We start from the raw sequence: 26,898 nt of genomic DNA on the forward strand, positions 1-26,898 counted from the left end.
CGAAAGCTGATTTATGGATCATTCGTGACATTGTGCGTGTTTTTCCTTCCGGCAATTTGTTATTCTCTACGCCGCCCCGTTCAAGCAGGGCACTTTCCCAAATGACCCCGCGCTATGCGTGCCGTTGAGAGGCCATGCCATGGTCGCTTCGGCATGGCATGGGGCTGGCCAGCCGATGTCTAACAAAAGTTATTTGCACACACAGATTTTTATCTGGAAAGAAACATATGCGTCGATTTTCAACAGTATGTATTTTTGTAACCGCGTATGTAATGCTGAGCGGCTGCGCAGCGGTAAACGATCACAATATTAAAGTTCGGCAGGGTAAGACGTCGACGGTTATCGGCTGCGCGCCCGACGATATTGCAGTTGAGTTGACTGGGCCTGCCACCTGGACCGCGACCTGTCGGAAAAAGGTCTTCTATTGCCAGATCGTTCCAGGCATATTGGATACGTCCGCGACCTGTGCGCCAAAAATGGAATAGGCCACACTGATTCAGTCGATAAGCACCATCGCAATCACCGGCACTTAGCGGGTGCCGGACGCCAGCTCCAGCACAAACTCGTGCCCATCCAAAACAACCCCATCGACCACCGCAATATCGGCAACCCCCATTCCCCTTGTAAAACCGCAGCGCTCGAGCACGCGGATGGATGCCGCATTGCCGTCGATGGCGTGGGCCGTCAGGCGCGCCAGCCGCCATTGCGTGCGCGCCAGGGTGATCAGGTGGCGCAGCGCGGCCGTGGCCAGGCCCCTGCCGGCGTGCTGCTGGCCTATGCGGTAGCCGACTTCGGCGCTTTGCCGGCCGATGCCCTTCAGGTTGGCGCGGCCCATCAGGACGCCATGCTGGTCGACGATGAGGCAGGGGTGGGCATGCCCTTGTGCATGGCCCTGCAGCAATTGGGCGATGTGTTCCCGGACGCCATCCAGGCTATAAAAGTCGCCGGCGCGCGCGTCGATGTGGCGCTCGAACCAGGCCCGGTTGTCCAGTTCGAAAGTCAGCAAGGCGCTGGCGTCGTCCGGGCGCAGGGTGCGCAATGTGAAAGTGGTCATGGTGTGGTGTCTGGGCATGGAAAGGCATGAGTCTAGTGACACGCGGCGTGGCCGGTCAATCTTGATTCCGGCAATCAATGTAAAGATGCGGATACAATCGCGGCCATGAATGAAGACCTGTCGGCGTCCGAGGCGGCGCGCATCCTGGGCGTCAGCCTGTCCACCCTGTATTCCTACGTGAGCCGCGGCTTGCTGCCGTCAATGGACAGCGGGACATCGCGGCGCAAGCGCTACCCGCAGGAGGCGGTGCTGCGCCTGGCCGCGCGCAAGGACGATGCCAAGCGGGGCGGGCAGGCGGCCGTGGCTGCCATGCACTGGGGCTTGCCCGTGCTGGAAACGCATATTTCACAGATCGCCAACGGCCGGCTGCTGTACCGTGGCGTCGATGCGGCGGCGCTGGCCCAGCACGCCACCCTGGAAGCGGCCGCTGTTTTGCTATGGAACGAAGGGCAGGCCGATTATTTCAGCGCCGGCACGCCTGCGCTGGCGGATGTGGCGGATGGCTGGTTGGCCCGGGTGCTGGCCATGGCGCCAGCCGCACCGCCCCTGGCGCGCGCCATGGCCGTCATGCCGCTGCTGGAACACCAGCTGGCCACGCCAACGCACACGCCGCAAGCCATGCTGGCAGCGGGCCCCATGCTGATGCGCGTGCTGGCTGCCGTGCTGTTGCGCTCGCCGCCCGGCGTCCTGCCGCTGCATGTGCAAGTGGCCCGCGCCTGGGGTGCGGATGCGGCCCAGGCTGAACTGATCCGCGCCGCGCTGGTGCTGCTGGCTGACCATGAATTGAATGCGTCGACCTTTGCTGTGCGCTGCGTGGCCTCGACAGGGGCCAGCTTGCCAGCAGCGCTGGCGGCGGGCCTGGGCGCGTTGTCCGGCGCCGGGCATGGCGGCGGCAGCGCGGCGGCCAGGCGCATGCTGCTGGGGGCGCTGGACTCGCCCCGGCCAGGCGACGCCATCGCCGCTTTTTATCAGGCCATCGCGCCCGAGCTTGCCGGCCTGGACCATCCGCTGTATCCGCACGGTGATCCGCGCGCGGCTTACCTGCTGGCGCGCCTGGCGCCGATGGCGCAGCACGCGCCGCGGCTGGCCGCCATACTGGCCGTGTGCGCCACGGCAAGCGAGTTGCTCGACGCCCGGCCGAATGCGGACCTGGCCTTGGCCGCGATGGAGCTGGCATTCGGCTGGCCGGAAGGGGCCGGCAGCAGCCTGTTTGCCCTGGCCCGGGCGGCCGGCTGGATCGCCCACGCGGCCGAGCAGGCCGGCAGCGGCGCCATGATACGGCCGCGTGCCCGCTATGTGGGCCGTGCGTACCGGGAAGAAGCCTGATCTGGCAGGGCTGTTGCCTGCGCCATCGGCCCTGCCAGTTTTCTCCCGCTCCGGTACAATCCCGCCTTATGTATATCGATTCCCATTGCCATATCAATTTCCCCGAGCTGGCTGCTCGCATGCCCGAGATCCTCGCCAAGATGGCGGAGAACAAGGTAACCCACGCGCTGTGCGTTTCCGTCGACTTGCCGGACTTCCCGCAGGTGCTGGCCCTGGCCGAGCAGTATCCGCATATTTTCGCCTCCGTCGGCGTGCATCCCGATTACGAGGATACGCCTGAGCCGTCAGTGGAAGACCTGGTGCGCCTGGCCAACCATCCGAAGATCATCGCCATCGGCGAGACCGGCCTCGACTATTTCCGCCTGACGGGCGACCTGGAGTGGCAGCGCGAGCGTTTCCGTACTCACATCAAAGCATCAAGAATCACACGCAAGCCCTTGATTATTCACACACGGGCGGCCAGCGAAGACACCATCCGCATCATGCGCGAAGAGGGCGCGGGGGTGGCCGATGGCGGCGTGGCCGGCGTCATGCATTGCTTTACGGAATCGCTGGAAGTGGCGCGTGCCGCCATCGATATGGGTTTTTATATTTCGTTTTCCGGCATCGTCACTTTCAAGAGCGCCAAGGATCTGCAAGCCGTGGCGCTGGAAGTGCCGCTCGAGCGCATCCTGATCGAGACGGATTCGCCGTATCTGGCCCCCGTGCCGTTCCGCGGCCGCATGAACGAGCCCGGCTATGTTGCCCACGTGGCGGAATACCTGTCGACCCTGAAAGGTATCCCGCTGGACCAGGTGGCGCGCCAGACGACGGATAATTTCTTCAAGCTATTCAATCAGTTGCCGTAATTACTTAAGGTCATACATGATGAAAAAACTCGCGTTGGCAGCCTTGTTGTGCTGGGCTTCGGCCAGCCAGGCGGCGCCGGAAGCGGATGCCTTCTTCCGCGCCGTGTCGGTAAACAATGACGGCGGCGTGCGCAGCATGCTGGCGCAGGGCATGAATCCGAACCTGCCGGACGCGCAGCGCGGCGACATTCCCCTCGTGCTGGCCTTGCGCGACGATGCGGACAAGGTCTTCGCCGTCTTGCTGGCGACGCCCGGCATCGACCTGGAAGCGCGCTCGGCCAATGGCAACACGGCGCTGATGATGGCGGCCTACAAACACAAGCTCGATGCCGTCAACGCCTTGCTGGCCAAGGGCGCGAAGGTCAACCAGAGCGGCTGGACGGCGCTGCACTATGCGGCCTCGGCTGGCGACTTGCCCATCATGAAGATTCTGTTGGACCGCGATGCCGTGGTTGATGCGCGCGCGCCGACGAATATCACGCCGCTGATGTTTGCCGCCCGCGAAGGGCAGGAAGGCGCCGTCAAGCTGCTGCTGTCGTGGGGCGCCGATACCGGCCTGAAGAGCGACCATGGCTGGACGGCCATGCAGTTTGCCCAGGCGGCCGACAAGCCCGGCGTGGTGGCCATCATCACGGCGGCGCAGCAGGCCCGCGCCGCCCGCAAGTAGACTTTCCAGCATTACTTTCCATGCCAGCGCTCAAACTGGCATGGAATTGCCTCTCACCTCAGCCCTTTGTTCCCGCTCCCGATTCACGATAATGATCGTGTCGCATTAATCAGGAGATATCTCGCATGGGCAATCACACCAACGTCAGGCGCCGGCTGTATTGTCGCCGCCCCTCGCGCAGCCCGTGCGATATCACTGCTTTCTGGAATGACAAAACCGATCGGCCATCGGAGCCAGACTCCAAGAGGACACACATGCTGAATGAACGAGAAATCGAAAGTTGTTACCTGGGGCAATTTATCCCCGTCCATTACCATCACAATATGCTGATGGACCAGAACCGCATGCATGGGTTCAAGTCGGCGATCGATTACGCGGTGAAACCCGGCATGAAGGTGCTGGAACTGGGCGGCGGCACGGGTGTGCTGTCGTGGTTTGCGGCCGCGCGCGCCGACAAGGTGTGGTGCGTGGAGTTCAATCCGGACATGGTCAAGGAAGCGCGCAAGATGCTGGCGCTCAATCCGAACGGTGAAAAAGTCGAAGTGGTCCACGCGGACGCCTTTGAATATCTGCCGCCCGAGCCCGTCGATGTGGTCATCTGCGAAATGATCCATGTCGGCATGCTGCGCGAAAAGCAGGTGGAAGTGATCGAGTCGTTCAAGCGCCGCTACCTGGCCCGCTTCGGCGGCCCGCTGCCCATCTTCCTGCCCGAGGCCGTCATCATGGCCGTGCAGCCGATGCAGCAGGAATACGATTTCGAAGGCTTTTATGCGCCCATCGTGCAATTCCAGGAAACCACGGCCATTCACCCTGGCGTGCAGGAACTGGCGCCGCCGTCCGTCTACAGCATCATCGATTTCAACCAGCCGACGGACAGCGTGTTCGGCTTTGACGGCAAGTTTGTTGTCGAGCGCAGCGGCACCCTGAATGCCTTGCGCTTTGTCACGAAGAACATCCTGGCCGTGGTGCCCGAGCGCTCGACCACCATCGACTGGCTGAACCACTACATGTGCCTGCCATTGGCAGCGCCGGTGGCAGTGAAGGCGGGCGACGTGCTGCAAGTGAGCTTCCAGTACCGCGCCGGCGGCTCGATTCCTTCGCTGGAAGCGTCGATCCGCGCGCAGGTGATCTACGACGTGACTCTGCAGCCTGTTACGCAGAACGCCGTCTACGCCTGAGTGTCATTAACGTAAAGGCAACGCCGCAGCGATTTCGTCCTGCGGCGTTGGTCCATTCAGGGTATATTTCGTCTTTTACCCACTGGACAGCTTTATTATCATGGAACAGATCGATCAGCGTTACCTCGTGCAACAGAACAAAATCAGCGACGGCGAGACCCGGCCGCCCGTGTTCGCCAAGGTAATGCGCAGCAAGGAAGGCGTGTTTGAAGGCGTGTCCTTCATCAAGTCGAAGGACAAGGCGACCGTCATGACCATCGAAGACGCCAACCAGGCCATCAAATGGGCCACCAGCAAGAAGCCGAATGCACACGAATACATCACCAAGGTGATTTGCGTCGGCCAGTAAGCCCCGTTCATTCCCGTTTTTGCACCGTTCATCCCCGTAGCACGCAGTTCATCGCACGACCGTTGCCGCCGTTGCTGCGCTTTAATATAGTGCTCTCACGGTAGCGGGGCAAGCACGGCTTGCTCCGCACATTTTATTCTGGGGGAACGACATGCTGGGATTCGTGCTGTGGCTGTTATTGCTGATGCTGTGCTGGCCACTGGCCTTGCTGGCGCTCGTGCTCTATCCGCTGGCCTGGCTGTTGCTGCTGCCGTTCCGCCTGATCGGCATCGGTGTGGAAGGCGTCTTTGAACTGCTGCGCGCCATCGTCATGCTGCCGGCCAGAGTGCTGGGCGGCGGCCGGCGCTAAACGCACTGTCTGCATAAAAAATGGCGCCCAGGGCGCCATTTTTGTTTGTATGACAGTAATTACAGATCGACCATGAAACCGGCGCCGATCGATTTTTGCGAATAGTTGTAATCGATCAAGCTCTGGCCATAGCCGGAGAACAGCTGCAGATAGCCCTTCAGGTTGGCCTTGAGCGGAAACGCCCAGCTTGCCTGCATGGAGCCATGCTTCTTGCTGAAGTTGCGGCGCGCCGTCACTGCGTACTCATGGCCCTTGTTGCGGTAGCTCAAGCGCAAATCGCCGTGCCCCATGTAATCGATGATGTCGATATTGTCATTGTCGGTCTTGCCATTGTCGAGGCGGTGCCAGACACGGGCCGTGACGGCCAGATTGTCCTTCTCCATGCCCAGCTCCGCATACAGGCGGTTCCAGCTGCGCGACAGGGTCGACGTCTGTCCATTCGACTGGTGCACCAGGCCCAGGTTCAGGTAATTGAATTCCACCCCAGCGAAATTCTTGTTGATCGGCATGACCAGCATGAGTTCGGGCTGATAGTTCGTTTCGCGGAAGGGGCTGGACGCCTTGCGGTTATACGCCTGCCAAAAACTTTGCTGCGTGTAGCCGAACCACATGTCGATCGGCGTGCCGGCGATATCTTCCATCAACTTCATCTTGAAGCTCAGCTGGAAGGTCAGTTCCACGTGCTGGCTCTTGACGCCGCCTGGCGTGAAATCCTGGAACGGCTCGTCGTTGGACGCGTCGCTGTAATTGGCCAGCAGCAGATACGTGTCGCGGTGCGGACGGAAGTTGAACAGGCCGCGCTTCGATGCATCGTTGAGCTCCCACGATTGCTGGGTACGCGAAATGGGCGCTTCGGGCGGTGCCGCGCCAGCCTGAGCGATGGCCGGAATGGCGGCGTTGACGGCTTCCGGCGTGGCCACGCCGGGCGGGCTGACGGGCGTGATGGGGGCGGCGTCGGCGGCCACGGCCAGCGCCACGGCGGCTGTCGCGGGATCACCGCCGGCGGCGATGGTGGCCTTCTCCGCCGCCTTGGCCAAGGTGTCGAAACATCCCAGGCGGGCGCTGGCGTCGCCGAGCACGGCGCAGCGCTGCATTTGCTGTTCCAGTTCGCCGGCCATGGCCAGCGCGGGAGACGCCAGCAGGGAAGAGAGAATTATTTTTCTTAGTTGGATAGTCATAGGCTGAGTGGGGCATGTCGTTGGTGCGCACCTGGGCTGCATGCCGGCGGCGTCGCCTCGCACGGCAGGATACCGTGCGTATTGATACGGATTAATCTTTGTTGATTTATTACTGATGAAAGTATAGCTGAAGCACGCATTTTCCCTGCGCACCTGACGTGTGCGAGCGTAGCAGTGTTGCGCGCATGGTAAACCAGGGGCCGCCGTGCCGCGTAAAACGATGTCTGCTACACTGGAAAACCGGCGCAAACCCTGGCGTGCCGGGGCTAGCCATGGAGATTGTGATGACCCGCAAAACACCTATCGAGCGCTACCGCAATATCGGCATCAGCGCCCATATCGACGCCGGCAAGACCACCACCACCGAGCGCATCCTGTTTTATACGGGGGTGAATCACAAGATAGGCGAAGTGCACAATGGCGCCGCCACCATGGACTGGATGGAACAGGAGCAGGAACGGGGCATCACCATCACCTCGGCCGCCACCACGGCCTTCTGGAAAGGCATGGCGGGCAACTTCCCCGAACACCGCATCAATATCATCGACACCCCCGGCCACGTGGATTTCACGATTGAAGTCGAACGCTCGATGCGCGTGCTCGACGGCGCCGTGATGGTCTACGATGCCGTCGGCGGCGTGCAGCCGCAGTCGGAAACCGTCTGGCGGCAAGCGAATAAATACCGTGTGCCGCGCATCGCCTTCATCAACAAGATGGACCGGGTGGGCGCCGATTTCCTGCGCGTGCGCCAGCAGATCGCCGAGCGCCTGAAGGGCGTGGCCGTGCCCATCCAGCTGCCGATCGGCGCGGAAGAACACTTCACGGGCGTCATCGACCTGCTGAAAATGCGCGCCATCACCTGGGACGACGCCAGCCAGGGCGTGCAGTTCAGCTATGCCGAGATTCCCGCCGAGTTGCAGGCGCAGGCGCAGGAATGGCACGAGCACCTGGTCGAACACGCGGCCGAAGCGACGCCGGAGCTGACGGAACGCTACCTGAACGGCGACACGTTTACGGAAGCGGAACTGAAACAGGCCTTGCGCGCGCGCACCATCCGCAATGAAATCGTGCCCATGCTGTGCGGCAGTGCCTTTAAAAACAAGGGCGTGCAGGCGATGCTCGACGCCGTCATCGAATACCTGCCGTCGCCGCTGGAAGTGCCGCCCATCATGGGCCATGACGAGCACGACAACGAGGTGGAGCGCCATCCGGCCGACGACGAACACTTTTCCGCACTGGCTTTCAAGATCATGACGGACCCGTTCGTGGGGCAGCTGACGTTCTTCCGCGTGTATTCGGGCGTGGTGAATTCGGGCGACATGGTCTACAACCCCACCAAGGGCGCGCGCGAGCGGCTGGGGCGCATCCTGCAGATGCATGCGAATGAACGCAAGGAAATCAAGGAAGTGTATGCGGGCGACATCGCCGCCGCCGTGGGCCTGAAAGCCGTGACGACGGGTGACACCCTGTGTGCGCTCGATCACATCATCGTGCTGGAAAAGATGATTTTCCCGGAACCCGTGATTTCGCAGGCGGTCGAACCCAGGACCAAGCCGGACCAGGAAAAGATGGGCATCGCCCTGAACCGCCTGGCGCAGGAAGACCCGTCTTTCAAGGTGCATACGGATGAAGAGTCGGGCCAGACCATCATGTCGGGCATGGGCGAGTTGCACCTGGAAATCCTGGTCGACCGCATGCGCCGCGAATTCGGCGTGGAAGCGAACGTGGGCAAGCCGCAGGTGGCCTACCGCGAAACCATCACGCGCACGGTGGAAGATATCGAGGGCAAGTTCGTCAAGCAGTCGGGCGGACGGGGCCAGTACGGCCACGTGGTGCTGAAACTCGAACCGCTGGAACCGGGCACGGGCTACCAGTTTGTCGACGCCATCAAGGGTGGTGTGGTGCCGCGCGAATTCATCCCCGCCGTCGACAAGGGCATTGTCGAAACCCTCAAGGCGGGCGTGCTGGCGGGCTACCCGGTGGTGGACGTGAAGGCCACCCTGACCTTCGGTTCCTACCACGACGTCGATTCGAATGAAAACGCCTTCCGCATGGCCGGCTCCATCGCCTTCAAGGATGGCATGCGCAAGGCCCACCCCGTGCTGCTCGAACCCATGATGCAGGTGGAGGCGGAAACGCCGGAAGAATTCATGGGCAATGTCATGGGCGACCTGACGGCCCGCCGCGGCATGGTGCAAGGCGTCGACGACATCCCCGGCGGCTCGGGCCGCATCGTCAAGGCCCTGGTGCCGCTGGCGGAAATGTTCGGTTACTCCACCACCTTGCGCTCGCTGACCCAGGGCCGCGCCACCTACACGATGGAATTCAAGCACTACGCGGCCGTGCCCAAGCATGTATTGGAGCAGGTGGCGGCCGCTGGCAAAGCGAAATAATATCGCATCAAACCTTGATGGCAGATACCGGGGTCGTACCCTGCAGGGTACGACCCCGGTCGTCGCGGTTGGGAGTAAGGCCGGGGTCAGACCCGTCGGGTCTGCCCCCGGATGTCGTTTGAGTCGTAGGTCGGATTAGCGGGGCGGAGCCCCGCGTAATCCGACAACATTGTTGGCGAAGGCCGCTGGTGATGTCGGCTTGCGCGCTTTGCGCTAACCCGACGTGCGCATCAATTCAGCAGGTTCTGCGCAATGATCGTGTCGGCGATCTTCTCCGCCTCATCCACGGGCTGGCTCAGGGCCTTGGTGGTGTACAAGGTGGAGGCGACCATCGGCTGGTCCAGGGTTGCGCCTTCGCCATGGCTGGTGTCGACCGTCACGGTGGTCGACAGGCCGATGCGCAGCGGGTGGGCGGCCAGTTCCTGCGGATCCAGGGTGATGCGCACGGGCACGCGCTGCACCACCTTGATCCAGTTGCCCGTGGCGTTTTGCGCCGGCAGCAGGGAAAACGCGCTGCCCGTGCCGGCCGACATGCCCAGCACCTTGCCGTGGTACACCACCTTGCTGCCATACAGGTCTGTTTCTATCGTCGCGGCCTGGCCCACGCGGATGTTGCGCAATTCCGCTTCCTTGAAGTTGGCGTCGACCCACAGCTGGTCCAGCGGCACGATGGACATCAAGGGCGTGCCCGGCGTCACGTGCGTGCCCAATTGCACGCTGCGCTTGGCGACATAGCCTGAAACGGGCGCGAGCACGGCGTTGCGGCGCACGGCCAGCCACGCCTGCAGCACGTCGCCCCTGGCGGACAAGACAGCAGGATGGCTGGCCAGGTGCACGCCGGCCACGCCGGACTTGGCCGATTCCGCCTGGCGCTGCGCCACGGCCAATGCCGCTTTCGCGTCATCGACGGCCTGTTTCGCATGCACCAGGTCTTCGCCGGAAATCGTGTGGTCCAGCGCCAGCGGCGCGCGGCGCGCCAGGTTGCCTTGCGCCGTGGCCAGAGCCAGGCGGCGCTGTTCGATGACGGCGTCGTACTGCGCCACGCTGGCATAGCGCTCGCGCTCCTGGCGCACCACGTTGCCGAGGCGCGCTTCCGCCTGGCTCAGGGCCAGGTCCGCATCGATGCCGTTCAGGGTGATCAGGGGCGCGCCCGCTTTGACCATTTGCGTCTCGTCTGCGCGGATTTCATCGACGTTGCCCGTCACTTGCGCCGACAAGGTGACCATATTGCCGCCCACATAGGCGTTGTCCGTGACTTCTTCCTTGGCCAGCACCAGCTGGTAATAGGCGCCCCAGGCCACGCCCGCCACGAGGAAGGCGGCCGTGATGGCGATGAGGACGGTCTTGCGCTTGCCCCGGTTGTCGGGCGAGGTTGCGGTGGAAGTGGAGGAGTTATCGCTGCTCATGATGTGTTCCGTAGTCAAATGTTGGATTTCTTATTGCTGGGCGCTGGCGGCAAAATCGCTGCTGCCCCGGTAGCCGCCGCCCAGCGCCACGGTCAGGCTGATTTCCGCGTTCTGGCGCTGGTTTTGCAGCTGCATGCCCAGGTCAACCTGGCCGCGCACGGTCATTTCCGCGTTGAGCTGGCTGGCGCGGTCAGCCAGTCCCTGCTGCATGCGGGCATTCGCGTTGCGCAGCTGCGCCTCGGCAGCGCGCAGGTTTTCCTCCTGCAGGCGCAGCTGGTTTTCCACGCCCTGCACCTTGGCGCCGGCCTGCGCCACGTCGCGCACCACGTTGAAGACATTCTGGTTGTAGTCGGCGATCAGCGCATTGCGCTCGCTGCGCGCGCCGCCGAGCTGCGCCTGCAGCCGGCCGCTGTCGAACAGGGGCAGCGACAAGGCGGGGCCGATGAACAGGGTGCGGCTGCCCGACTGCAGCAGCTTGCCCAGCTTGATGGCGTCCAGGCCGAACGACGCGCCCAGGTCGATATCGGGATAGAACGACGCCTGCGCCGCTTCGATATTGCTCAGCGATGCCTGCACCCGCCAGCGCGCCGCCTGCAAGTCGGGCCGACGCGCCAGCAATTCCATGCCCAGCTTGCCGGGCAGGGCGTGCGGCAGCGGCTGCGCCTGTTTCGGCTGCAGGGTGGCAAGCGCCGAGGCATCCGCACCCAAGGATGCTCCCAACAGCGCGCGCAAGGCTTCGCGCTCCGTGACGATCTGCGTTGCCAGCAAGGTAATTTGTTGCTGCAGCAGGCTTAAACGTGTTTGCGCGGACAGATGGTCGTCGCTGATACCGAGGCCATAGGCGATGCGCTTTTCCTTGTCGGCCACCAGCTGGCGCTGCAGGCCGACCAGCGCCTGCAGGTTGTCCATGCGGGCCCAGCCGCTTTGCATGCTGAAATAGTGGCGGGCGATCTCGGCAGCCAGCATCTGTTCCGCCATCGCGTACTCTGCGCGGCGCGCATTGACTTCGCCCAGGCTGGCGGCGATCTGCGCCTTGTGCTTGCCCCACCAGTCCAGGTCGTAATGGGCTTGCACGCCCACCGTCACCTCGTTGTAGTAACTGCCGCCGATGGGGGCCGGCATCAGGCCGTTGGCGGAATAGCGCTGGCGGCTGGCATCGGCGCCCAGTTCCAGCGTCGGGCCGCGCTGCGCATGCTGCAGGTCAAAAGCAGACAGGGCCGCGCCGATGCGGGCATTTGCCACCGCCAGGCTGGGGCTGGAAGACAGGGCGTTGTCAATCAGCCGGTCCAGCTGATCGTCGTGGAACTGATGCCACCACCGGGCGGCGGGCCAGCCTTCGCTGGCCAGGTGGATGTCGGCCGCCAGTTGCACGGTGGCCAGGTCTTGCTGCGGCAGCACGTGGGTGTCGGGTGGAATGCTGGCGCAGCCGGCTAAAGCCAGACTCAACGTTAATACGCTCAGGGAAAGCTTAATAGGTGTGTGCATGAGGGTTATTCCATCGCCGCGTGGTCGACCACGACAGGCGCATTCTTCTTCGGTGGTTTGATCAGGAGCAAGAGCGGCAGCACGAGGATGGTCAGCCACATCATCATCCAGAAGTCGTCGAGGTAGGCGATCATCGATGCCTGCCGCGTGATTTCGCCATTCAGTGCCGCCATGCCCGTGCTCGTGCCCAGGTTGTAGACGCTGGCGATGGCGGGGTCGTGCAGGGCCGGATTGGCGATGTTGATGTGCTCCGTCAAGGAGGCATGGGCGATCTGCGTATTGCGCACCAACAAGGTTTGCACGAGGGCGATGCCGATGCTGCTGCCGATATTGCGCACCAGGCTGTAAATCGCCGTACCTTCCGCCCGCATCTCGGGCGACAGGGTGGCGAACGTGGCCGCGCTCAGGGGCACGAAGACGAGGCCCAGGCCGATGCCCTGGATGATGCCGTTCCACACGACGGTCTTCGGCACCAGGTCCAGCGTAAAATTGGCCATCTGCCACAGCGAGAACGCGGTGATCGAAAAACCCACGCCCAGCAGGATGCGCGTATCGATTTTCCCCGTCAGCTTGCCGACGATCAGCATGGCCAGCATCGTGCCCAGGCCGCTGGGCGCCGTCACCAGGCCGGCGATCGCCGCCGGGTAATTCATCAAGCCCTGCAGCATCGACGGCGTCAGCGCGCGGGTGGCGAACAGCACCAGGCCGACGATGAAAATAAACAGCAGGCCGCTGACATAGTTCGCGTTTTTCAGCAGGCGGTAGTCGAGAAAGGACTTGCCGGCCGGACGCAGGGCCGTGTGGGCAATGAAGTAGCACAAGCTCATGGCCAGCACGATGGCTTCGATCCACGTTTCCGTGGAAGAAAACCAGTCATTCTGCTCGCCCCGGTCCAGCAGCATCTGCAGCGCGCCGATGGACAGGCTCAAGGTGGCGAAGCCGAACATGTCGAAAGTCATGCGGCCCTTGGGCGCATCCCTGCGGATGTAGCGCCAGATGCCATAGAAGGCCATGGCGCCGATGGGGATGTTGATGAAAAAGACCCAGCGCCAGCTGTAGCTGTCCGTCAGCCAGCCGCCCAGGGTGGGGCCCAGGATGGGGCCGATCATCACGCCCATGCCCCAGATGGCCATGGCCGAGCCGTGTTTCTCGCGCGGATTGATGTCCAGCAGTACCGCCTGCGACAGCGGCACCAGCGCCGCGCCGAACACGCCTTGCAGCAAGCGGGCGGCAACGATTTCGGAAAGCGTGCCCGACAGGCCGCACAGCACGGAGGCGAGGGTGAAGCCGGCCACGGAAACGAGGAAAGTGTTTTTCTGGCCGAAGCGGTCGCACAGCCAGCCGGTGAGCGGCGTGGCGATGGCGGCGGCAACGATGAAGGAGGTCAGCACCCAGGTGATCTGGTCTTGCGAGGCGGACAGGCTGCCTTGCATGTGGGGCAGGGCGACGTTGGCGATGGTGCCGTCGAGCGCCTGGATGATGGTGGCAAGCATGATCGAGATGGTGATCATGCGCCGGTTCAGGGTGGGATCCTGTGAAGCGGGCAGCGCCGGTGCGGCGCTGGCTGTGGCCGAACTCATGCGGATTTCTCCGTGGCCGCCTGTAACGCTTCCAGCAGCTCGGTGGCCGCCAGCAACTGGATCGGGTCTATGCCTTGCAGCAGTTCCTTGCGGAAACTGTCCGCTTCCTTGCGCACGGTTTCATACACCTGCATGCCCGCCGCGGTCAGCACCACCAGCTTGACGCGGCGGTCCGTTTCCGACGGCTGGCGCTGCACGAAGCCCGATTTCACGAGCCGGTCCAGCATTGACACCATGGTGGGGTTTTCCACCCCCAGTTGGTGTGCCAGTTCGCTTTGCGAGGGCGACTGCGGCGATTTGGCGATCATGGCGATGGCCATCCAACTGGCTTGCCCCAGGTCCAGTTCCTTCAGGCGCCGGTCGATCGCATGGCGCCAGCCGCGCGCCGTCTTGTGAAGCGCGGCGGAAAAGCGCTCTTCGATAGAGGTCATAAGGTGAGTCGTCTAATAGTTAGGTATCGAACTAATATTCTAGCATGCCGCCCGGCGCGACGTGCGGGGCTTTCCCATTTCCGGCGCGGCTGTTACATTGGCAGCCAGTCCATCATTTTCAGGAGACAGCATGACGACCGCAGAACAGCAGCAGGAAGGCCAGCACCGCGACAGCAGCGACTTTGTCATCACGCAAACTTTTGACGCGCCGCGCGAACTGGTATTCAAGGCATGGGTCGAACCGGAGCGCCTGGCGCAATGGTGGGGGCCTGTCGGTTTTGAATTGAGCGTGCTGGCACTCGACCTGAAGCCGGGCGGCGTATTCCACTATGGCATGCGCGCCGAGAATGGCTACGAGATGTGGGGCAAGTTCACCTACCAGCAGATCGAGGCGCCGGAAAAAATCGTCTCCATCCTGTCGTTCGCCGACAAACAGGGCAATGCCGTGCAGCACCCCGTCAGCGCCACCTGGCCACTGGAGTCGTTCAATACCATGACCCTGACCGAGGAGGACGGCAAGACGACGATGACCTTGCGTTCCACGCCGCACCAGGCGACAGAGGAGCAGCATGAGACTTTCAAGCAGGGGTTCGAGTCGATGAAGCAGGGGTTCAAGGCTACTTTCGGACAGCTGGCCCAGTATCTGGCGCGGGTGCAGTGAGTGTTGCGTGAGTAGCGGAGCCAGCTATTAAGAAAGGCGGGCCACACTCACGGGCCCGGGTAGCCTTTGTCCGAGCCTCGGGAGTGTTCTTGCTGCCGTTGCCTGTTTGTGCCGTTGCCTGTTTGCGTTTTTTTTGGGCGTCTGCTTTCGCCCCTTGGCAGACGTTCAAAGAAGCTCCTTAATTCGTCGCAAAGCGCGCGATCCAGCAACTGAAACTTGAGGATGAACATGGTTAGCACATGTGATGGCGATCGGCAGAAGAGCCTTTGACGGTCGCTTCTCGATTTCCATGGCAACTGCCTCACCCAGAAAAAAGTCGGCGTCATTGGCGAGTAATTGAAGCAACGGCAGATCTTCAAGGTCCAGCGAAGGCAGAAGGCTGACGATTAGGTCATTGCATTCCTGACGGTGGAGCGCGTGAATGAAATTCGCTAATGCCGCCTGGTCCCTAGGGACAGGGCTCAAACGCGGATGTAGGTCAGATACAGACAGCCCTTCGGCTTGAGCCTTACGCACGGAGTCTAAGAAATCGGTCACGCTTTCAAACACCATTCGCGAATCGCCGTCGTGCGAAAGAAAAAAAACACTTCCAGCCAATGGCTCGACCGTAATTAAAAAATGATGGTTGCTTGTGTTTTCGTCATCCAATACGTAGCCGTGGAGTTCTCGTACTGTCGGATGAAACGCAAAGAGTTTGCTCTGCTCTACCACCGTCTCCGCGTCAAAGAGCGAACTGGATGTCCAGTCGGCGCGCTTTAGCTCATCGAAATACTTTTGCAGCATAGAATCCCTTGGCGATACTGAACGCCTGAAATTGGCCGGTTACCGTCGTTGCCAGGTTCCATCACATTGCAGAAGTTCAGAGACGTTCAATCGTGTAAGCCTCAACTTCGCATCCCCAGCCGCTGAAATGACCGCAACCAAACGGCCCTTGGGGCGTACGAACAACCCCAGAAATTCGGACGCGTTTTCCCTGCCAGCGTATGAGCATTTCTTGATTCGGCTGGATACTTCCCGCATCAAAGGTAATCCAAACGCTGGATTGGTAGTACGGAGGATCTACTGCTTCCGTGATCTCCCGTCGCTCTGCCTTTGGATAATGGCCGAGAGAGTGATTCTCAAATTCAAACGTCAGCAAACCAACGATTTCGACCGGCTTACCGTCAAGCTCATCTGCGCGGTCGATTACTTCGTTGACAGATAGCACATTGCTCATCATGGGATACCGTCAAATTAAGGATGTGTGGAACGACCGCTTTTGGCCGGATGCAGTCGTCGACAAGGCTCCGTGCTAAAGCAAACGCTTTCAATGAGAAAGATCAAAACTCTCCACTGAAGAATTCAGGTGCTTAAATCAAGGCGACTGATTTCGAAATCGACGTGCCCGACGCATAATGCACCCATGTCGATAAAAAATCCTTGTACCTCGACCAGGCCATCCCCATGATCGAGCACACGCCCACGCCCACGATACGCGTAATGTCCGGTACGTTCAATCCACTCCGTAGACAATGCCTCTTTTTCGCTTTCTGGCCAGTCAGTCAGGTACGTGGCGTGGACATCTGCATCCAGAACCGATAGGCGATTTTCGATAACGTCGCCTGCTGTTAAGCTGCACGGATGACAAAAAACAACGAGTTCACCTTGCTCGCCTCGCAGAGTAACTGACGCGGCTTCTTCATCTGGCGGATCGACCAAAACTACAGTGAGCTTGTCCATTTTTCAGGTTACCTTGTATATTTTAAGGATGAGATAGAAGGCCGCTTCTGGCCGATTGCCGTCGTTCATGCGCGGCAGCTTCCGCACCAAAGCAGTCGTCCGCGACGACGAACGCATGGCAACTTTACCATTGGGAGTCGAACAGCGTCATCGCTTGAAAATGGTTTCGTTCGACTGCCCAGTCACGGGGAGTTTTGTCCCCAGCGTCTGGTACGGACGGATCAGCGCAGAAATCAAGAAGCAGTTTCGTCAGGGCGGGAACTGGTGAGGCGTCAGCGTCACCGCTATCATATCGCCGACAGGCGTCTTCGCACTCAATGTCCACTGCAATGTGTAATGCGGTCGCCATCCCTACCTCTGGGTCTCTGGCATTAACGTTCGCGCCTTGCTCAAGCAAAGATCTCGCGGCCTTAATGTCCATTTGTTCAATTGCTGCATGGAGAGCGAACATTTGCAAAGGTTCCTATATTAACTAGCCCTTAATCGAAAGGCGGTTACCTCAACTGATTAATTGAACGTCCGCTTGTGGCCACTAGCTGAAGTCCAGAGGATGAAAATCCGACATTGCTTGACGCAGAAAAGGACGAGTATATACGTCTTCATCGCTACCAATTACTTGCCCTGGCTGCACATACTCGCCTTCATCAAAGGCTTGATACACCGCCCGGGTATAGGAAGGAAAATCTTCAGGTGGCGTCCTGGCGGACAGTGCATTCATCGCACAATCAGCAATGTCGAAGTCAATCGAACCCGCAATATATCGCTCCGCAATTTCTTTCGAAAAATTGTCGGAGAACGCACTTCTTGACGCCCCATTGCGTACCTCACTGGACGGCGCCCGTGTGGTACCTGGCGGAGCGACCGATACGGTGCCTGCAGGAACCCCTCTCGTTTTTTCATTTGCCGTCAGCGCTACTTCACTTGGCGCAGCACTTCGAGGATGGCGTCAATGACGGCTTCCGGCTTATCTGCGTGTATCACGTGGCCGGCGCCCGGCACGACACGCTGCGTGCCGCGCGTGGACAGGGCGGCGATCTCTTGTTGAATGGCGGCATTCTCATCTTCCATCGCCTTGTTCAAGGCGCTCTGCGGCTTTCCCGGGACGGCATAGGGGCTAACGCCGCGTGTCAGCACCACTACCGGCAGATCACCGAACGGACGTCGATGCTTGCGTAGTTGGTCGTCGCTGATATGGATTGCTTCCCATTCGTCGATGGTGGCACGCCAGTAGGCAGGCTTGCTCGTCGCAGCCGCCACGGCCGCCCCCAGCGCGGGACCGTAGCTGTCCGCCGGATTGCCGATGCAATTCATTTGTTCTTCGCTGCCGGCCTTGAAACCCTTCTGGGCGGCGGCCAGGCAATAGTTGTTCTGCTCCTTTACCATCGCGTAGACCTTGCTGATATTGCCTTGGCTAGCCTTGTCCAGGCGCCGGGTTTCATCTTCGTGTTGCGGCTCGACGAGCACCAGTCCCTTGACCGCTGCCGGGTAGCGGTAGGCGTAAACCTGGACGTTCGCGCCGCCCAGTGAATTGCCCACCATGACATAGGGCGGCTTGATGCCAGCACCGGTCAACAGTTTGTGCAAGTCCTCGACGACGTTCTCTGCAGTATTGCTGCGCTGTGCCGGGTCGCTGAACCCGAGACCCGCGCGGTCATACACGCAGGCGCGCGTGTGTCTGGCGATCTCGGGCTGCACCTTGAACCAGTTCCAGCCGGCCTCGCCCGACGGCGCATCGAATACCACCGTGGTCGCGCCTTGCCCGCTGCAATATAGATGCATCTTGCGGCCACCGATGTCGACAAGCTGATGCGGCTTCGCAAAAACGTCTCCGGCAGCCTGTTGGGCCGTTGGTGCAGCGAACGAGGAAAAGGAAGATCCGCCAGCCAATACCAACATTGCCAGTCCGGTCAAGTGTCTGCTCATCGAGTGATTCCTTTATAAAGGCGAAAAAACATGCAAAACTTCCGTTGATCCTGAAGTCACCTGAGGACTGCTTTTATCAATCAGGACTCGAACGCTAGTTATCTCTGTGCAGATAGTCTGCCCCCCCCCTGGGAGTGGCCATCACTCATCCCGCTCGGCATCGCGCTCGCGGCAACTCAGCGACGCATAGTGGGCCTTGGGCACCTTGTTCCTGATCGCCACTTCGCGCAATGCCTGCGCAAAATCAACGTTTTCGGTGAGGGTGCAGCGGTTGGCGCGGGCGAACTGTTCCAGCTTGTGCGTGCTGCCGTGCACTTTCACGGTCACGCCCGCGCCAGGACTCACGCAGCAGCCTATGTATTGCGTGATGTATTCCTCTTCGATCAGCACCAGTTCGTGACCCAGGAAGCTTGCCGGTTTCCTCAACAGATAGTAATCGGTGTAGTCGTAGCGCTGGTTCGGTTTCTTTCCCAGCAGACCCGCATGCACATAGGCCTCGATGGCCTTGCCCGAGGTGCCCGTGCGTTCGCTCGTGCCTTTTTTGAGCTGCAAGGCATGCAGCAGGCCGCTTTCCAGTTCCTGCATGGTGGCGGCGCAGGCCAACGGGAAGCACGCCGCAAGCAAGAGGCAGGCGATAGTGTGACGAAAGTTGACAGGTTTCAGCATGTGCTTATGTTGGAGTTTGAAGGTTGCTCAGATGGCTCAGGCCTCGATATGCCGCACAGGAACGCCGTGCAGAATGGCTGCCTCGTACACGCGTTTTGCCAGGTTTTCATCGTCGATGAGCAATACCCTGTTGCTCAGTAGATTGGTTGGCAGGAAGTGCACTGTGCTGCTCGGTTCTTCCAGCACGGTCAGGCCTTGCTGGCGCGCTTGGGCGGCAATGCGGCGCGCCTCCCTGGTCTCAAATTGGCCCAGAGGGAAAAGCTTGCATCCGTGCAGCCGCGTCGTGACTTGCTGGATCGACAGTGGCTTGAATTCCTCAATCGTCTTTCTTGCGGACAGGCGCTCCTGTGCCGATCCGCCAGGGACGGAAAATTGCAGCGCAAGTCCGGTATGCTGGCTATTGATGTGCGTCAGTCCCCAGCCTGGCTGGGAACCGTCCCATAGATATTGATACGGGTGCAAGTCGTCGGCTAGCGCCATGTTCAAGGCTGCATCCCCAGCATCTGCCGTATCACCGGCAAGATCAGCTGCCATGCGTTCGAGGTCGCGGCGATCTCGTCGTAATGGCTGGCGCCGGGCAGGATCAGCACTTCCGCATGGTCGCCGGCCAGCTTGGCCTTGGCCGCGTAGTCGTGCGCCACGCGGGGCGGGGAGATGGTGTCGAGCTCTCCCGTGGCCAGCACGGTGCGGCTGCCGTTGGGCATCAGGTCGGCGGCGTTGGTGTCGCTGTAGATGTCCGGGCGGTCACTGCTGGCGCTGCCTGCCAGCTGCGCGATGTCGCGCTCGCAGCTGGTCTTGATCAAGGCTTGCTCGTGGCGCAGGTCGGCCAGGCCGCCCAGGCTGAGGATGTTTTTCACTGGCAGATACTGCTCGCGGTACAGGGGGCTGCCCTTCGGCAGTTTTTCGCGCCCCGCGATCCACTGCACCAGCTGGCCGCCGGCAGAATGGCCCATGGCCACGATGCGGCTCGTGTCGAGCTGGTACTGGCTGGCGTGCTGGCGCAGGCTGTCGAGCGCCGCGTGCATGTCCTGGTAGGTGCCTGGATAGCCGCCGCCTGGCTCATCGACGCGGCGGTACTCGACATTCCACACGGCGATGCCTTGCGCGGCGAGGGCGCCGGCCACGTTGTGCATCTGCGCGATGCCGCCGAACTCCACCGTCCAGCAGCCGCCATGCACCAGCACCACGACGGGAAACGGCCCCGCGCCGCTGGGACGGAACAGCTGCGCATATTGCGACGGCGCCGCGCCATAGGCGAGCTGTACAGTGGGCGCGGGGCCGTGCAAGGCCAGGTAGTCATCCAGGCTCATGGGAGCGGCGACGGTACCCTGGCTGCAAGCGAGCAGGGCGGTGGCAATCAATGAGGACGGCAGGGACATGGTCATGACGGCTTGTGCTTGAGGAAAGAGCAATACTCTAGCATAGGCAGGCACCACTGCCGGCGCCGGGCGGTGAAGGTGCGCCGCTTGCCGGCGTGCAGGCGACAGCGGCGGTGTCGGCGGAGGCGGAAAGCTGCTCTTTTCCCCATGAAGAGCCTTGCCACATGGTATATTCCGGGCATCAGTTTTCCGCTTATCGACACGGTGCAGCCAAACAACATCATCACATTACTGGACGCCGAGCATAATGCGCTGGGGAGCATCGCGGCCGGGGTCGACCTGGCCCATGCATTGGAACATTTATTGCTGGCGCTGCAAGGCCAGGCTGAGGACAGCGCACATGCCTGCCTCGTGCTGATCGACGAGTCCGACCGCTTTTGCGGCCTCTCCGCACCCAGCGTGCCACAGGACCTGTGCCTGGCCCTGCGCCACGGCGGCGAGCAGCCTTCACCGTTCGGCACGGCGGCCTTTTCCGGCGCGCCCGCGTATTGCGGCGACATCACGCGCGACCTGGGCTGGAGCGCGGGCCGCAAGGAAGCCTTGCTGCACGGCTATCGCGCCTGCTGGGTTGCGCCCGTGTTTGGCGCCAGCGGCCATATCCTGGGCGTGCTGGGCATGCTGTTTCCCACGCCATGCCATCCCACCCAGCCCGAGATCGAGCTGCTGGCCATCGCCGCCAGGGTCGCCTCGCACGTCATCGAGCGGGGCCAGCTGGAACAGCAGCTGCGCGACAGCCGCGAACACTTTCACTACGCCATAGAAATGAATACCCAGGTGCTGTGGACGGCCGATGTCGACGGCAAGCTGGACTATGTTGCGCAGCGCTGGCGCGAATGGACGGGTGTCAACGGCCTGGGCACCGGCTGGCTGGACGCCATCCATCCGGAAGACGTGCCGCAGTCGCTGGCGGCCTGGAGCGAATCCGTGGGCAGCGCTCAGCCTTTTGATGCGGAAATGCGGGTGCGCCGGCAGGACGGTTTGTACCGCTGGGTGCATTCGCGCGCCTATTGCCGGCTAGATGCGTCTGGCAAACCACTGAAATGGTACGGTTCCTGCGAAGACATCGATGAACACTGGCAGGCGCGCAATGCCTTGCTCGACAGCGAAGCGCAATTCCGCTCGCTGGCATCGACCATGCCCAACCAGGCCTGGCTGGCGCATGGCAATGGCACCACCTACTGGGTCAACGAGCAGGTTTGCCACTACACGGGGCAATCGCTGAAGTCGCTGGTCACCAGCGGTTTTCGCCATTGCGTGCACCCGGACGATCTGCTGACCACCCAGCACAGCTGGGAACGCGCCGTGTCCACCGCCAGCGCGTACGAGCACGAGTTCCGCATGCGCGGCGCCAGCGACGGCCAGTACCGCTGGTTCCTGGCGCGCGCCTTGCCCCTGTTCGACGAGGCGGGCACGGTGCTGCGCTGGGTGGGCACCAACACGGACGTGCAGGAACAAAAGAACGTGCTGGAAAAGATGGCCTATCTGAATTCCTCGCTGGAAGTGGAAATGGCCAACCGCACGGCCGACCGCGACCGCATGTGGCGCTTGTCGACCGACATCATGCTGGTGGCGGACTTGAGCGGCATGATCATCGCCGTCAATCCCGCCTGGACGAGCATTCTAGACCGGCCCGAAATCGAATCGCTGGGCATGGATTTCATCAGCCTCGTGCATCCGGACGACCGCATGGCGGCCTTGCAGGACCTGTCGCGCCTGGCCCATGGCGCGCCCACCTTGCGCATGGAAAACCGCTACCGGCGCCGTGACGGCGGCTACCGCTGGATTTCCTGGACGGCCGTGCCGGCGCAAAAGCTGATCCACGCCATCGGCCGCGACGTCACGGACGAGAAGGAGGCGCGGCTGGCGCTGGTGCGCAGCGAGCAAGCCCTGCTGCAGGCGCAAAAGCTCGAATCGATCGGCAAGCTGACGGGCGGCGTGGCCCACGATTTCAATAACGTGCTGCAGATCATTTCCGGCAACTTGCAGCTGCTGAAACTGACGGTGGCCGACAACCCGCAGGCGGCCAGCCGCCTCGATTCGGCTGCCTCGGCCGTCGAGCGGGGCGCCAAGCTGTCGTCGCAGCTGCTGGCCTTTGCGCGCCGTCAACCATTAAAACCGCTGGTGACGGACCTGGGGCACTTGCTGCGCCGCATGCATGAGCTGATCCGCCGCGCCCTCGGTGAGGATGTTTTTGAGGAGACGTTCATCAGCGACGGCCTGTGGCACACCCTGGTCGACCCGAACCAGATGGAAAACGTGCTTCTGAACATGGCCATCAATGCGCGCGACGCCATGGAAAAGGGCGGGCGGCTGACCTTTACCTTGAGCAATGTCACGCTGGACGCGGCCTACGCCAGCCTGCATGCCGATGTGCTGGCGGGGCAGTATGTGCTGCTGACCATCACGGACACGGGCCACGGCATGGAGCGCGACGTGATCGACCAGATCTTCGAACCGTTCTTTACCACCAAGCGCGAAGGCGAGGGCACGGGCCTGGGGCTGTCGATGGCCTACGGCTTCATCCGCCAGAGCGCGGGGCACATCAAGGTGCACAGCGCCCCAGGTGCGGGCACGACCTTCAAGATTTACCTGCCGCGTTCGCTGGAAAAACTGGCCGAGCCGCCACCGGGGCTGGGCGGGCCCGTGCTGGGCGGCGGCGAAACCATCCTCGTGGTGGAAGACGATGCCCCGGTGCAGCACACGGTGGTCGACATGCTGCGCGGCCTCGGCTATGAGGTGCTGCATGCGGACGATGGCGAATCGGCCTTGTCCCTGCTGCGCACGGGCGTGGCCATCGATTTACTGTTTACGGACGTAGTCATGCCCGGGCCCGTCAGCAGCAAGGAACTGGCGCAGCAGGCCAGGCTGCTGCTGCCGGAGCTGGCCGTGCTGTATACGTCGGGCTATACGCACAACGCCATCATGCAGGGCGGGCGGCTGGACCCCGGTGTCGAGCTGCTGAGCAAGCCTTACCGGCGCGAAGACCTGGCGCGGCGCCTGCGCCACCTGCTGGCCGACCGCCGCCTGGTGGGCGCGCCCGATCCGTCCGGACGGCGCATCCTGTTGGTGGAAGACAATGACGACGCGCGCGAAATGACGACGGAAATGCTCAACATGCTGGGACATACCGTGCATGGCGTGGCCAGCGCCGAGCAAGCCTTGCCGCTGCTGGCCATGCCTGGCCTCGATGTGCTGGTGACGGATATCAGCCTGCCCACCATGTCCGGCCTGGAACTGGCGCGCCATGCGCGCGAGCACTGGCCGCGGCTGGATGTGGTCTTCGCCTCCGGCCACGACTGGGGTGCCAGCCTGATGCAGGACGCCAGCGCGCGCTTCCTGCGCAAGCCCTTCAGCCTGGAAGAGCTGGCCGGCGCCCTGAAAGCGCGGCGTATCACGGATTGATCAGCGGTCCGGCGCCAGCAAGGCTTGCTGCAGCTGTTCGATGCTGAACGGTTTCACGAGAAAACGTGCGTGCGGGTCGCTGACGCCGGAGTTGGCCGGGGCGTGGCCCGTGGAAAATACCACTTCCAGCCGCGGATAGTCGCGCGCGGCGACCTCGGCCAATTCTGCGCCCGACATCTGCGGCAGGCTGATATCGGTCAGCAGCAACTCCAGTCCCGGCGTGCCCAGCAGAGGCAGCGCTTCTTCCGCCGTGCCCACGGCCGTCACCGCATGCCCGAGCATGCCCAGCAGATCACCCGTCATGGCGCGCGCATCCGCGTTGTCTTCCACTAGCAGAATATTCCGCCCACCCGGCCGTGCGGGTGTGGGGGGCTGTGGCGCCAGCTGGGCGCGGTACTGCTGCAGCGCCGTCACGTGCTGGCCGTTGGCCAGCAAATGGCGGATGCGCCGCGCCAGGTCTTCGCGCCGGTAGGGTTTGCTCAGCAGCTCGACGCCCGGCTCCAGCCGGCCACCCTGCATGATGGCATCCTGCGTGTAGCCCGAGGTAAACAGCACGGCCAGCTCCGGCAGCAGCAGCCGGGCCTGGCGCGCCAGTTCCGTGCTGGCCACCTTGCCGGGCATGACCACATCCGTAAACAGCAGGTCGATGGGGATGCCGCTGCCGACGATGTGCATGGCGCTTTCGCCATCGCTGGCGCGCAGCACGAAATAGCCGAGGCCGCGCAGCATGTCCACCACCGTGGTCTGCACCTGTACGTCGTCTTCCACGACAAGGATGGTTTCCTTGCCACCCAGCACGGGGCCGCTCAGCTGCAGCGGCAGCTCGGTTTCCGCGTCCAGCGAGCGCGGCAGGTAAATGCGGAAGGTGCTGCCATGGCCAGGCAGGCTGTCCACCGTCAGGTGGCCGCCGCTCTGGCGCAGGAAACCATATGCCATGGACAGGCCCAGTCCCGTGCCTTCGCCTTCGCGCTTGGTGGTGAAGAAGGGTTCGAAAATCTTGTCCAGCAGTTCGGCCGGAATACCCGTGCCCGTGTCGGAAATGGCCAGCTGCACGTAGTCGCCTGGCACCACGTCCGCATGGCGGGCCGCGTAGGCACAGTCGAGCACGCTGTTGCTCAGTTCGATGGTCAGCTGGCCCTGGCCCGCCATGGCGTCGCGCGCATTGATGGCCAGGTTGAGGATGACGTTTTCCAGCTGGTGCGGGTCGACCAGGGCGCGCCAGCTGTCGTCTGCCAGCATCATCCGCGTGTCGATGGTCTCGCCCGTGGCGCGGCGCAGCAGCTCTTCCATGGAGCGCAGCAGGTGGGCCAGGTCCGTTACCAGCGGTTTCAGGGGCTGGCGCCGGGCAAACGCCAGCAGCTGGGCCGACAGTTTCGCGCCACGCTCCACGGCGGCCGTGGAACTGGCGATGCGCTTGGCGGCCAGCGGGTCGTCGCCCACGGTCATCTGCAGCAGTTGCAGGTTGCCGGAAATAATTTGCAGCACGTTGTTGAAATCGTGGGCCACGCCGCCCGTCAGCTTGCCCAGGGCTTCGAGTTTTTGCGATTGCAGCAGCGCCGTCTCGCTGTGGCGCAAGGATTCCTGCATGCTGCGCAAGGTGCTTTCCGCCTCTTTTTCCACGGTGATGTGGCGGCCCGTGGCAAAAATCAGGTCGCCTTCGGCCGCGGCCACCCAGGACAGCCAGCGGTAGCCGCCATCGCGGTGGCGGTAGCGGTTTTCAAAGCTGGGCACGCTCTCGTGCGGCGCTTGCGCCACTTGCGCCAGGGCCTGGCGCGTGGCGCCCGCGTCGTCGGGCACGATGAAATCGAACAGGCTGCGGCCCAGCATTTCCTCGGGCAGCCAGCCCAGGATGGCGGCCGCGGCAGGGTTGACCGCGGTGAAACAGTGTTCGGCGTCAACGGCCACCATCAGGTCTTGCGCGCTGCGCCACAGCCGTTCGCGCTCGCTGTTGCGCGCCGCCAGGTCCGCTTCGAGCTTCTTTTCCACGCTGATGTCGCGCGCGCTGCAATACACCTTGTCGCCTTCCGGCACGGCCACCCACGACAGCCAGCGCCAGCCGCCCAGCTTGTGGCGGTAGCGGTTCTCGAAGCGCAGCGCCGGCTGCCCCTGGCTGGCCGCATCCCAGGCCGCATAGGTGCGCGGCAAGTCGTCGGGATGGATCAGATTGAAAAACTTCGTCGTGCGGATTTCCTCTTCCGACCAGCCCAAGGTGGCTTGCCAGGCGGGATTCGAGTGCTCGAAGTAGCCGTCCAGGTTGAGCACGCCATGCAGATCGGGGCTGACTTGCCAGGTGCGGCCAAATTCGCGCGTGCGCTCGGCGATTTTGCGCTCCATGCCGGCACTGAGCAGACGCAGCTGTTCTTCGGCCTGGGCCCGTACGATGGTGGACCAGACGCGCTCCGACACTTGCACGGCCAGTTCGATCTCGTCCGCCCGCCACAGGCGCGCCGCGCGGCTGTGCACGACGAACAGGGCGGCCAGGCGGCCATCCTTGGCGATGGGAATGTTCAAGAAGGCACGGATGCCCAGGCGCGTAAAGGCGGCCAGCGCGGCCGGCAAGGCCGTGCGCGGATCGCTGGCCACGTCGCTGACGGCCACGGCCTGGCCGGCGGCCAGCGCGTCGGCCAGGCTGGCCGCATAATCTCCCAGGAAATATTCGCCGGCCGCGCCCGGCGCCAGGCCATCGCTCCACGCATGCTGCAGGGTAGGGGCGTGCAGCGCCTGGCCGATGTCGAAACAGGCTACCTGCTGCGCGCCGAGGCGCTGGCCCAGCATCTGCGCGGATAAGGCGAGGATGCCGCCCGTGTCGTGCAGCGGGCGCAGCCGGCGCTCCAGTTGCAGCAGGAAGGCCACGCCGCTGGCGCCGCCCTGGCCATCCGGGTGCAGTTGCGTCGTCATGCCGGC

25 protein-coding genes are annotated in these 26,898 nt (G+C 62.4%); 9 read left to right on the top strand and 16 right to left on the bottom strand.

The features are described from left to right. Positions 1-529 precede the first annotated feature (529 nt). On the bottom strand, positions 530-1,054 hold the full coding sequence (locus ACQ4WR_RS01260) for a GNAT family N-acetyltransferase (RefSeq protein ID WP_436484775.1): 525 nt from the start codon (positions 1,052-1,054) through the stop codon (positions 530-532). A 105-nt stretch (positions 1,055-1,159) separates the two neighbouring features. On the opposite strand from ACQ4WR_RS01260, the gene ACQ4WR_RS01265 reads away from it, so the two are divergent. The 6 genes from ACQ4WR_RS01265 to ACQ4WR_RS01290 all read left to right on the top strand — a co-directional run bounded on the left by ACQ4WR_RS01265 (position 1,160) and on the right by ACQ4WR_RS01290 (position 5,771). Further along, positions 1,160-2,380: a citrate synthase gene (locus ACQ4WR_RS01265; RefSeq protein ID WP_436484776.1), complete on the top strand. Its 1,221-nt coding sequence runs from the start codon at positions 1,160-1,162 to the stop codon at positions 2,378-2,380. Between the two features lie 68 nt (positions 2,381-2,448). After that, positions 2,449-3,228: a TatD family hydrolase gene (locus ACQ4WR_RS01270; RefSeq protein WP_102298710.1), complete on the top strand. Its 780-nt coding sequence runs from the start codon at positions 2,449-2,451 to the stop codon at positions 3,226-3,228. Positions 3,229-3,244: 16 nt separating this feature from the next. Further along, entirely contained in the window at positions 3,245-3,895 is a 651-nt protein-coding gene (locus tag ACQ4WR_RS01275) for an ankyrin repeat domain-containing protein (RefSeq protein ID WP_436484778.1), read from the top strand. Between the two features lie 254 nt (positions 3,896-4,149). Beyond that, a complete protein-coding gene (locus ACQ4WR_RS01280) occupies positions 4,150-5,073 on the top strand; it encodes a class I SAM-dependent methyltransferase (protein ID WP_102298713.1) in 924 nt (307 codons plus the stop codon). 100 nt (positions 5,074-5,173) lie between these two features. Then, complete coding sequence (locus tag ACQ4WR_RS01285) at positions 5,174-5,422, top strand: hypothetical protein (protein WP_034784592.1); 249 nt, start codon at positions 5,174-5,176, stop codon at positions 5,420-5,422. 151 nt (positions 5,423-5,573) lie between these two features. Then, positions 5,574-5,771 carry a hypothetical protein gene (locus ACQ4WR_RS01290; RefSeq protein ID WP_071323562.1) on the top strand — a complete coding sequence of 66 codons (198 nt, stop codon included), beginning with the start codon at positions 5,574-5,576 and terminating at the stop codon, positions 5,769-5,771. A 59-nt stretch (positions 5,772-5,830) separates the two neighbouring features. On the opposite strand, the gene ACQ4WR_RS01295 is transcribed toward ACQ4WR_RS01290, so the two are convergent. Continuing rightward, entirely contained in the window at positions 5,831-6,949 is a 1,119-nt protein-coding gene (locus ACQ4WR_RS01295; RefSeq protein WP_436484780.1) for a phospholipase A, read from the bottom strand. 284 nt (positions 6,950-7,233) lie between these two features. Here ACQ4WR_RS01295 and fusA point away from each other — a divergent pair, with 284 nt between their 5' ends. Further along, on the top strand, positions 7,234-9,342 hold the full coding sequence (gene fusA, locus ACQ4WR_RS01300; RefSeq protein WP_436484782.1) for an elongation factor G: 2,109 nt from the start codon (positions 7,234-7,236) through the stop codon (positions 9,340-9,342). A gap of 230 nt (positions 9,343-9,572) precedes the next feature. Here fusA and ACQ4WR_RS01305 read toward each other — a convergent pair whose 3' ends face one another. The 4 genes from ACQ4WR_RS01305 to ACQ4WR_RS01320 are packed head-to-tail and all read right to left on the bottom strand — an operon-like array spanning position 9,573 to position 14,244. Then, a complete protein-coding gene (locus ACQ4WR_RS01305) occupies positions 9,573-10,748 on the bottom strand; it encodes an HlyD family secretion protein (RefSeq protein ID WP_436484784.1) in 1,176 nt (391 codons plus the stop codon). Positions 10,749-10,778: 30 nt separating this feature from the next. Next, positions 10,779-12,194, bottom strand: coding sequence for an efflux transporter outer membrane subunit (locus ACQ4WR_RS01310; RefSeq protein ID WP_436484786.1), 1,416 nt, complete (start codon positions 12,192-12,194; stop codon positions 10,779-10,781). A gap of 44 nt (positions 12,195-12,238) precedes the next feature. Then, positions 12,239-13,813 carry a DHA2 family efflux MFS transporter permease subunit gene (locus ACQ4WR_RS01315; protein WP_102296994.1) on the bottom strand — a complete coding sequence of 525 codons (1,575 nt, stop codon included), beginning with the start codon at positions 13,811-13,813 and terminating at the stop codon, positions 12,239-12,241. Then, positions 13,810-14,244 (bottom strand): MarR family winged helix-turn-helix transcriptional regulator, encoded by a 435-nt coding sequence (locus ACQ4WR_RS01320; RefSeq protein WP_436484788.1) that lies wholly within the window; start codon positions 14,242-14,244, stop codon positions 13,810-13,812. The genes ACQ4WR_RS01315 and ACQ4WR_RS01320 overlap by 4 nt, the downstream gene beginning before the upstream one ends. 130 nt (positions 14,245-14,374) lie before the next feature. On the opposite strand from ACQ4WR_RS01320, the gene ACQ4WR_RS01325 reads away from it, so the two are divergent. Then, positions 14,375-14,905: an SRPBCC family protein gene (locus ACQ4WR_RS01325; protein WP_102297000.1), complete on the top strand. Its 531-nt coding sequence runs from the start codon at positions 14,375-14,377 to the stop codon at positions 14,903-14,905. A gap of 165 nt (positions 14,906-15,070) precedes the next feature. Here the strand turns inward: ACQ4WR_RS01325 and ACQ4WR_RS01330 are convergent, their stop codons facing one another. From ACQ4WR_RS01330 to ACQ4WR_RS01370, 9 genes are all read right to left on the bottom strand, one after another. Beyond that, positions 15,071-15,688, bottom strand: a complete 618-nt coding sequence (locus ACQ4WR_RS01330) for a hypothetical protein (protein ID WP_436484790.1) — start codon at positions 15,686-15,688, stop codon at positions 15,071-15,073. 76 nt (positions 15,689-15,764) lie between these two features. Then, the gene (locus ACQ4WR_RS01335; protein ID WP_436484792.1) at positions 15,765-16,124 is read right to left on the bottom strand and encodes a hypothetical protein; all 360 of its coding nucleotides are present in this window, start codon (positions 16,122-16,124) and stop codon (positions 15,765-15,767) included. Between the two features lie 122 nt (positions 16,125-16,246). Continuing rightward, complete coding sequence (locus tag ACQ4WR_RS01340; RefSeq protein WP_436484794.1) at positions 16,247-16,624, bottom strand: hypothetical protein; 378 nt, start codon at positions 16,622-16,624, stop codon at positions 16,247-16,249. Between the two features lie 124 nt (positions 16,625-16,748). Next, on the bottom strand, positions 16,749-17,075 hold the full coding sequence (locus ACQ4WR_RS01345) for an ankyrin repeat domain-containing protein (RefSeq protein WP_436484795.1): 327 nt from the start codon (positions 17,073-17,075) through the stop codon (positions 16,749-16,751). 81 nt (positions 17,076-17,156) lie between these two features. After that, positions 17,157-17,342 (bottom strand): hypothetical protein, encoded by a 186-nt coding sequence (locus ACQ4WR_RS01350; RefSeq protein WP_436484797.1) that lies wholly within the window; start codon positions 17,340-17,342, stop codon positions 17,157-17,159. A gap of 194 nt (positions 17,343-17,536) precedes the next feature. Next, on the bottom strand, positions 17,537-18,547 hold the full coding sequence (locus ACQ4WR_RS01355; protein ID WP_436484799.1) for an alpha/beta fold hydrolase: 1,011 nt from the start codon (positions 18,545-18,547) through the stop codon (positions 17,537-17,539). A 141-nt stretch (positions 18,548-18,688) separates the two neighbouring features. Next, entirely contained in the window at positions 18,689-19,213 is a 525-nt protein-coding gene (locus ACQ4WR_RS01360) for a hypothetical protein (RefSeq protein WP_436484800.1), read from the bottom strand. A gap of 36 nt (positions 19,214-19,249) precedes the next feature. Continuing rightward, the gene (locus ACQ4WR_RS01365; protein WP_436485388.1) at positions 19,250-19,747 is read right to left on the bottom strand and encodes a hypothetical protein; all 498 of its coding nucleotides are present in this window, start codon (positions 19,745-19,747) and stop codon (positions 19,250-19,252) included. Further along, positions 19,696-20,598 (bottom strand): alpha/beta hydrolase, encoded by a 903-nt coding sequence (locus ACQ4WR_RS01370; protein WP_102297017.1) that lies wholly within the window; start codon positions 20,596-20,598, stop codon positions 19,696-19,698. The genes ACQ4WR_RS01365 and ACQ4WR_RS01370 overlap by 52 nt, the downstream gene beginning before the upstream one ends. A gap of 141 nt (positions 20,599-20,739) precedes the next feature. Between ACQ4WR_RS01370 and ACQ4WR_RS01375 the strand changes: the two genes are divergently transcribed. Further along, on the top strand, positions 20,740-23,994 hold the full coding sequence (locus tag ACQ4WR_RS01375; protein ID WP_436484802.1) for a PAS domain-containing protein: 3,255 nt from the start codon (positions 20,740-20,742) through the stop codon (positions 23,992-23,994). Here the strand turns inward: ACQ4WR_RS01375 and ACQ4WR_RS01380 are convergent, their stop codons facing one another. Beyond that, a complete protein-coding gene (locus tag ACQ4WR_RS01380) occupies positions 23,995-26,892 on the bottom strand; it encodes a hybrid sensor histidine kinase/response regulator (protein ID WP_436484803.1) in 2,898 nt (965 codons plus the stop codon). Positions 26,893-26,898 lie beyond the last annotated feature (6 nt).

This window comes from Janthinobacterium amylolyticum, assembly GCF_051380655.1.
GTDB lineage: Bacteria > Pseudomonadota > Gammaproteobacteria > Burkholderiales > Burkholderiaceae_D > Janthinobacterium.